At 68.6% G+C, this 6,469-nt stretch carries 7 protein-coding genes, 2 tRNA genes and 1 pseudogene; 9 read left to right on the top strand and 1 reads right to left on the bottom strand.

Annotated elements, in window-relative coordinates:
* The 6 genes and pseudogenes from GXP76_RS05475 to GXP76_RS05445 form a co-directional block, all read left to right on the top strand.
* A pseudogene (locus GXP76_RS05475) lies at positions 1 to 111 on the top strand (SpdD protein); the annotation flags it as partial.
* Between the two features lie 18 nt (positions 112 to 129).
* Positions 130 to 342: a hypothetical protein gene (locus GXP76_RS05470; RefSeq protein ID WP_242570266.1), complete on the top strand. Its 213-nt coding sequence runs from the start codon at positions 130 to 132 to the stop codon at positions 340 to 342.
* Positions 343 to 623: 281 nt separating this feature from the next.
* Positions 624 to 821 (top strand): hypothetical protein, encoded by a 198-nt coding sequence (locus GXP76_RS05460; protein ID WP_242570265.1) that lies wholly within the window; start codon positions 624 to 626, stop codon positions 819 to 821.
* The gene (gene repSA, locus GXP76_RS05455; RefSeq protein ID WP_242570264.1) at positions 821 to 2,212 is read left to right on the top strand and encodes a replication initiator protein RepSA; all 1,392 of its coding nucleotides are present in this window, start codon (positions 821 to 823) and stop codon (positions 2,210 to 2,212) included. The genes GXP76_RS05460 and repSA overlap by 1 nt, the downstream gene beginning before the upstream one ends.
* Positions 2,213 to 2,214: 2 nt before the next feature.
* Positions 2,215 to 2,418, top strand: a complete 204-nt coding sequence (locus GXP76_RS05450) for an excisionase family DNA-binding protein (RefSeq protein ID WP_242570263.1) — start codon at positions 2,215 to 2,217, stop codon at positions 2,416 to 2,418.
* A complete protein-coding gene (locus tag GXP76_RS05445; RefSeq protein ID WP_242570262.1) occupies positions 2,418 to 3,557 on the top strand; it encodes a site-specific integrase in 1,140 nt (379 codons plus the stop codon). The genes GXP76_RS05450 and GXP76_RS05445 overlap by 1 nt, the downstream gene beginning before the upstream one ends.
* A 71-nt stretch (positions 3,558 to 3,628) precedes the next feature.
* On the opposite strand, the gene GXP76_RS05440 is transcribed toward GXP76_RS05445, so the two are convergent.
* A tRNA-Gly gene (locus GXP76_RS05440) sits at positions 3,629 to 3,702 on the bottom strand.
* 146 nt (positions 3,703 to 3,848) lie between these two features.
* Between GXP76_RS05440 and GXP76_RS05435 the strand changes: the two genes are divergently transcribed.
* From GXP76_RS05435 to GXP76_RS05425, 3 genes are all read left to right on the top strand, one after another.
* Positions 3,849 to 3,925: transfer RNA gene (locus GXP76_RS05435), tRNA-Pro, on the top strand.
* 179 nt (positions 3,926 to 4,104) lie between these two features.
* Complete coding sequence (tig, locus tag GXP76_RS05430; RefSeq protein WP_242570261.1) at positions 4,105 to 5,532, top strand: trigger factor; 1,428 nt, start codon at positions 4,105 to 4,107, stop codon at positions 5,530 to 5,532.
* A gap of 293 nt (positions 5,533 to 5,825) precedes the next feature.
* The gene (locus GXP76_RS05425; RefSeq protein ID WP_031231653.1) at positions 5,826 to 6,431 is read left to right on the top strand and encodes an ATP-dependent Clp protease proteolytic subunit; all 606 of its coding nucleotides are present in this window, start codon (positions 5,826 to 5,828) and stop codon (positions 6,429 to 6,431) included.
* The last annotated feature ends 38 nt before the right edge of the window (positions 6,432 to 6,469 follow it).

The following is a 6,469-nucleotide window of genomic DNA, read 5'->3' as shown; positions in this document are numbered from 1 at the left end:
GTCGGCGCCGTCCTGGTCTCCCTGCTCCTCGCCGTCGCCATCACCGGCGCGTCCGTCGCAGTCTCCGCCGTGGTCCTGCGCTCCCTGCTCAACCAGTCCCGCACCCGCTGACCAGCGAAGGAGAACGCCATGGCATTCCGCAACGCTCGCAAGGCCGACCGCCAGTTGACACAGCGCATGATCGCCGACATCTCCGCCGACCTGAAGGGCGGTCAGCCGGACGACTTCACCACCGTCGTCGCCAGATCGCTGTTCGCTACCGCCAATGACCAGGGGCTCGCCGACGACTGCGGGCAGGACGACGCCTACCCGCCGCCTGGCCACGGATACCCCCGCCGGTAACCGGCCCCCGGAGCGGCCTCAACCGCCAAGTTTCCGCCGCTCCGGGCGCCTTCCACCTTCCAGATCACGCAGACCCGAAAGGGAAACACCATGATGCCCCAGCACACCCGGCCCCGGCAGATTTGCCCGGACTGTGACGGCTTCCCGACCGTCGCCATCACCACCGGCCAGCGCACGGACGACGGCCACAGGCAGATCCTCACCGTCACCTGCCGCCCCTGTAACGGCACTGGCCACCGCCTTCCCGCCGCCGTGCTCGCCCGGACCGGGAGGTGAGCGCCGTGAGTGACTTGACTCCGACGCCGGACAGTCCCGGCGTGCACGTCAGCAAGCCCTCTGCGTCCACCCCCGCCCACGCCTCCGCTGTGTGCCACTGCGGAGCCAGTGCCACCGCAACCGGTGATGCCCAAGTACAGGCCCTGGTGGAGGGTTACAGCGCCAACCACGGCCCCGCCCACGGCATGGGGCGTGGCCGCTGATGAACAGCACCGCCCTCGCGGCGGGCCTGGACCCGGTCACCCTCGGCGATCTGCTGCGGGTGGCCGGTGCCCCGGGTTTCGACCGCTGGCAAGAGCAGATCCGCCGCACCGGAGGATGCTCCGACCCGATCCGCCTCACCGGCGCGACCAAGACCATCGACCGCGCCACCGGCACCCTCCTGCACCACTACTCGACCGATGGTGAGCCCGGCGGAACCCTCCGCCTCGCCTGCGGCAACCGCCGTGCCTCGCGCTGCCCCTCCTGCGCCTGGACCTACGCCGGAGACACCTACCACCTCATCCGCGCCGGACTCACCGGCGACCCGAACAAGGGCACTCCGCACACGGTGCGCGAGCACCCGCGTGTGTTCGCCACCCTGACCGCTCCGTCCTTCGGCCCGGTCCACAACCGCCCCGGCACCCGGCCCTGCCGCTGCGGCACCCAACACCCCGAGGACGCGCCCGAGTTGGGCACAGCGCTCGACCCCGGAACGTACGACTACGCGGGCGCCGTGCTGTGGAACAACCACGCCGGGGACCTGTGGCGGTACGTGACCATCTACCTCCCGCGTGAACTGGCCGCCCGCGCCGGCATCACCCAGCGCGAACTCAAGGAACAGCTCCGTGTCTCCTACGGCAAGGTCGCCGAGTACCAGAAACGCGGCGCCATCCACTTCCACGCGGTCATCCGCTTCGACGGACCCGCCGGACCCGACTCACCGCCCCCGGCCTGGGCCACCCTCGACCTGCTCACCCACGCACTGCGTTCCGCGGCTTCCCGCGCGCAGATCACGCTTCCCCCTTCCGGGGGCCAGCCCGCCCGCGTCCTGGCCTGGGGCACACAGCTCGACGTCCAGCCCATCGGGGCCTTCGGCAACGGCGAAGACCTCACCGCACAAGCCGTCGCCTCCTACGTCGCCAAGTACGCCACCAAAGCCGCCGAGACCACCGGCACCGTCGACCGCCGCGTCGGCAACCGAGAAGCCCTGATTCTCCTCGACATCCCCGACCACACCCGGCGCCTCATCGAAGCCTGCTTCGACCTGGACCCCCACTACCCGGACAGGCGGCTGCTCGCCTGGGCTCACATGCTCGGCTTCCGGGGCCACTTCTCCACCAAATCCCGCCGCTACTCCACCACCCTCGGCGCCCTGCGACAGGTCCGCGCCGACTACCGCGCTCACCAGCAGCGTGAAGCCCTCGGCCTGCCCGACCCCGACGACCACCCGGAGGCAACGACGCTCACGCTCGCCCACTGGACCTACGCCGGACACGGCCACACCCCCGGCGAATCCTGGCTCGCCGCCAACATCCACCGCGACATCCAACAAGCCCGCGAAACCGCCCGCGAAGCACGCGCCGACCTGACCGACAACGAGGGGGAGTGGTGACCATGACCGACCGACTGCTGACCGTGGAACAGGCCGCCGAACGGCTCGGCACCACCGTCCGCTTCCCGCGACGGCTGATCGAGGAACGCCGGATCGAGTTCGTCAAGATCGGGCGACACGTCCGCATCCCTGAGCGGGTCATTGACGCCTTCATCACGGCGAGCACGATTCGGCCGGCACGCCGACACCTGCGGGGTGCTGCCTGATGGCAGGCAAGAAGCGTTCGTTCGGGAGGGTCCGGAAGCTGCCCTCCGGCAGGTATCAGGCCCGCTACCTCGGCGCTGACGGTGTTGACCGTCCAGCCCCGCACACCTTCCGTACCAAGCGCGACGCGGACGACTGGTTGGCCGAAAGGCAAGCGGAGTTGAGGGCCGGTGACTGGTCGGACCCGGATGCGGGGAAGATCCCCTTCGGGACGTATGCCGCCACCTGGATCACCGAACGCGGGATCGGCGCTTCGACCGCCGACCTGTACCGCTCGCTGCTGCGGAACCACCTTGATCCGACGTTCGGCACGGTCGCCGTGGCTGACATCACGTCGGCTCGGGTCCGCGCTTGGCGGGTGGCCCGGCTCGACGCTGGTGCAGGCCCGTCAACCGTCGCGAAGTCGTACGCCCTCCTACGCGCCGTCCTCATGACGGCCGTTGACGACCGGCTCATCCGGCGAAACCCGTGCCGGGTCAAGGGCGCCAGTTCGGCCGTGACCCCCGAGCGGCCCACAGCGACCGTTCAGGAGGTCTACGCGATTGCCGACGCCATCCAGCCCCGGTACCGCGCGCTGGTCCTCCTGGCGGCCTTCTCAGGGCTTCGCTGGGGCGAGTTGATCGGTCTGCGTCGTCGGGACCTCGACCTGACGGCCAACACGCTGCGGGTGCGCCGGAACATCGCCGAACTGCACAGCGGTAAGCGTCTGATCAAGGAACCCAAGAGCGCTGCCGGTAAGCGCACGGTGGCGATCCCGGCCGTGATCCTCAGTGATCTGTCGGCCCATCTCACGGTCTTCGCCGAACATGGGGCGGACGGCGGCGTGTTCATCGGGGCCAAGGGCGCGGCTCCCCGCCGGAACCACTTCAACCGGCTGTGGCGCAAAGCGTGTCATCAAGCCGGGATCAAGGGCCTGCACTTCCATGACCTTCGGCACACGGGCAACACCCTGGCTGCGGCGACGGGTGCGAGTACCCGTGAGTTGATGACGAGAATGGGCCACAGCACCGCCCGTGCGGCGCTGATCTACCAGCACGCGACGGCTGAGCGGGAACGACTGATCGGCAACGCGGTGAGTGCAGCCGTCGAGCAGGCCCGGAAGCAGGCTCCCGGCCCGAACGGGCACGCAGCGGGCACGTAGGCCGGATTGCGAATCAACAACGACTGAGGGCCAGGCCGGAGAATCACTCTCCAGCCTGGCCCTCAGTCATATGGAGCGGGCGACGGGAATCGAACCCGCGTAGCTAGTTTGGAAGACTAGGGCTCTACCATTGAGCTACGCCCGCACGCGCCGCAGGTCACATGGACCGTGGCACGGGAAACATCGTAGCGGGTCGGTGGGCCTCGGCGCACACCGCTTCCCCCTCACCGCCGCTCCACTTAATACGTCCGGCGTACCGGTCGCGGGCATGTACCCTACGTGTCGCACCGACGGGGTGTGGCGCAGCTTGGTAGCGCGTCCGCTTTGGGAGCGGAAGGTCGTCGGTTCGAATCCGGCCACCCCGACCATCAGTGACGCGTGACGGTTCATGATCGCGTTGTGGGCGTCATCCTGCTTGCGGCTACTATGCAAGCTGCGTGCCCGTGTGTCTGAAGAGACCGTGAGGAACCGGGCCGAATCCGCTGGTCCGCCGGAGTCACGGCGGGCGTAGCAGAACCCCAGAATCAGCCACCAAGGAGACCGAACCGTGAAGAGCGCCGTGGAGACCCTGAACCCGACCCGGGTTCGGCTCACTGTCGAGGTGCCCTTCGAGGAGCTCAAGGACAGCCTCGACGCGGCGTACAAGAAGATCAACGAGCAGGTCACGGTGAAGGGCTTCCGCAAGGGCAAGATCCCGGCCCGCGTCATCGACCAGCGGTTCGGCCGTGGAGCTGTGCTGGAGGAGGCCGTCAACGACGCCCTTCCCAAGTTCTACACGGAGGCCGTCAACGAGGGTGAGCTCAATGTCCTCGGGCAGCCCGAGGTCGACATCAAGGAGCTGAAGGACGGCGAGCTGCTGTCGTTCACCGCCGAGGTCGACATCCGTCCCGTCATCGAGATCCCGGACTACTCCGGTATCGAGGTCACCGTCGACGCGGTCGACGTGTCCGACGAGGACGTCGACAAGTCCGTCGACGAGCTGCGTGAGCGCTTCGCCTCCACCAACCCCGTCGAGCGCGCCGCCGCCGACGGCGACGTCGTCACGATCGACCTGGAGGCCAAGGTCGACGGCGAGGTCCTGGAGGACGGCGTCGCGAGTGACGTGCAGTACACCATCGGCTCCGGCGAGCTGCTCGAAGGCATCGACGAGGCCGTGACCGGCCTGGAGGCCGGTGGCGAGGCCACCTTCACCTCCCAGCTGAAGGGCGGCACCGCCGAGGGCAAGGACGCCGAGGTCTCCGTCAAGGTCACCCAGGTCGCCGCCCGCGAGCTGCCCGACCTGGACGACGAGTTCGCGCAGATGGCGAGCGAGTTCGACACCCTCGACGAGCTCAAGGCCGACAGCCGCAAGCGCCTCGGCAGCATGAAGCAGTACGACCAGGCCACCCAGGCCCAGGAGCGCGTCCTCGACGAGCTGCTGAAGCTGGCCGAGGTGCCGATCCCCGAGAAGCTCCTCGAGGACGAGATCAAGACCCGCAAGCACAACCTGGAGCACCACCAGCTCGGTCAGATGGGCCTCGACCTTCCGAAGTACCTGGAGATCCAGGGCAAGACGGAGGAGGAGTTCGACGAGGAGACCAAGGAGCAGGCGGTCAAGGGCATCAAGACCCAGTTCATCCTCGACGAGCTGGTCAACAAGGAGAAGCTGAACGTGAACCAGGAGGAGCTCACCGAGCACCTCATGCGTCGCGCGCAGTCCTCCGGCATGTCGCCCGACCAGTTCGCGCAGGCCGTCGTCGAGGGCGGCCAGGTGCCGATGCTCGTCGGCGAGGTCGCCCGCGGCAAGGCGCTCGCCGTGGTCGTCGAGGCCGCCAAGGTCGTCGACACCAACGGTGAGGTCGTCGACCTGGAGGACGAGGAGGAGGACACGACCGCCGAGACGGTCGAGGCGTCCTCCGACGAGGCCGACGCCCCCGCGGAAGCCGCGGCGGACGACAAGGCCGGTGACAAGGCCGAGGCGAAGAACGAGGGCTGAGCGCCCTCGCTCGACCGGATCTCCGGGCCCCGGGACGCGACTCGCGCCCGGGGCCCGTTCCCGTAGGGGGTGTCGTCCGGCCCGACCCGGAGGACACTCCCTCCCCAGGCCCTGCGACGACCCAACTACCTTGCGCTGCCAGCGAACAGTCCAGGAAGCGGGATGGCGCCCGCCGACCAGCGCGTTAGGGTCCATGAATACGAGGGCTGGGGTCTACCCCCGTCCCCCGGAACGAAAGACGCTGAGACGGCCGGAGCCGTCAGAGACGAGCAGGTGGATACGTGACGAATCTGATGCCTTACGCCGCCGGTGAGCCGTCCCTCGGTGGTGGCCTCGGCGACCAGGTCTACAGCCGACTGCTCGGTGAGCGGATCATCTTCCTCGGCCAGCAGGTCGACGACGACATCGCCAACAAGATCACCGCGCAGCTCCTTCTCCTCGCGGCCGAGCCCGAGAAGGACATCTACCTCTACATCAACAGCCCCGGTGGTTCCGTCACGGCGGGCATGGCGGTCTACGACACCATGCAGTACATCCCGAACGACGTGGTGACCATCGGCATGGGCATGGCGGCCTCCATGGGCCAGTTCCTGCTGACCGGCGGCACCGCCGGCAAGCGCTTCGCGCTGCCCAACACCGACATCCTCATGCACCAGGGCTCCGCGGGCCTCGGCGGCACCGCCTCCGACATCAAGATCCAGGCCGAGCAGCTGCTCCGTACGAAGAAGCGCATGGCCGAGATCACCGCGCGCCACACGGGTCAGACCGAGGAGACCATCATCCGCGACGGTGACCGCGACCGCTGGTTCACCGCCGAGGAGGCCGTGTCCTACGGCATCATCGACGAGATCATCTCCGCTGCTTCGGGTGTTCCGGGCGGCGGCGGCACCGGCGCCTAGGCCGTGTTGTGGAAGTAGCGCCGGACGCCGCGGGGCAG

The sequence above is a fragment of the Streptomyces sp. NP-1717 genome (assembly GCF_022695985.1).
Taxonomy (GTDB): domain Bacteria; phylum Actinomycetota; class Actinomycetes; order Streptomycetales; family Streptomycetaceae; genus Streptomyces.
The sequence above is the reverse complement of the archived record's forward strand: the minus strand, read 5'-3'. Positions and strand labels throughout refer to the sequence as shown.

Bases quoted from the DNA above. Each gene is read 5' to 3' on its own strand.
- GXP76_RS05470 (WP_242570266.1), top strand. From the start codon at position 130: ATGGCATTCCGCAACGCTCGCAAGGCCGACCGCCAGTTGACACAGCGC.
- repSA (WP_242570264.1), top strand. From the start codon at position 821: ATGAACAGCACCGCCCTCGCGGCGGGCCTGGACCCGGTCACCCTCGGC.
- GXP76_RS05450 (WP_242570263.1), top strand. From the start codon at position 2,215: ATGACCGACCGACTGCTGACCGTGGAACAGGCCGCCGAACGGCTCGGC.
- GXP76_RS05445 (WP_242570262.1), top strand. From the start codon at position 2,418: ATGGCAGGCAAGAAGCGTTCGTTCGGGAGGGTCCGGAAGCTGCCCTCC.
- GXP76_RS05425 (WP_031231653.1), top strand. From the start codon at position 5,826: ATGCCTTACGCCGCCGGTGAGCCGTCCCTCGGTGGTGGCCTCGGCGAC.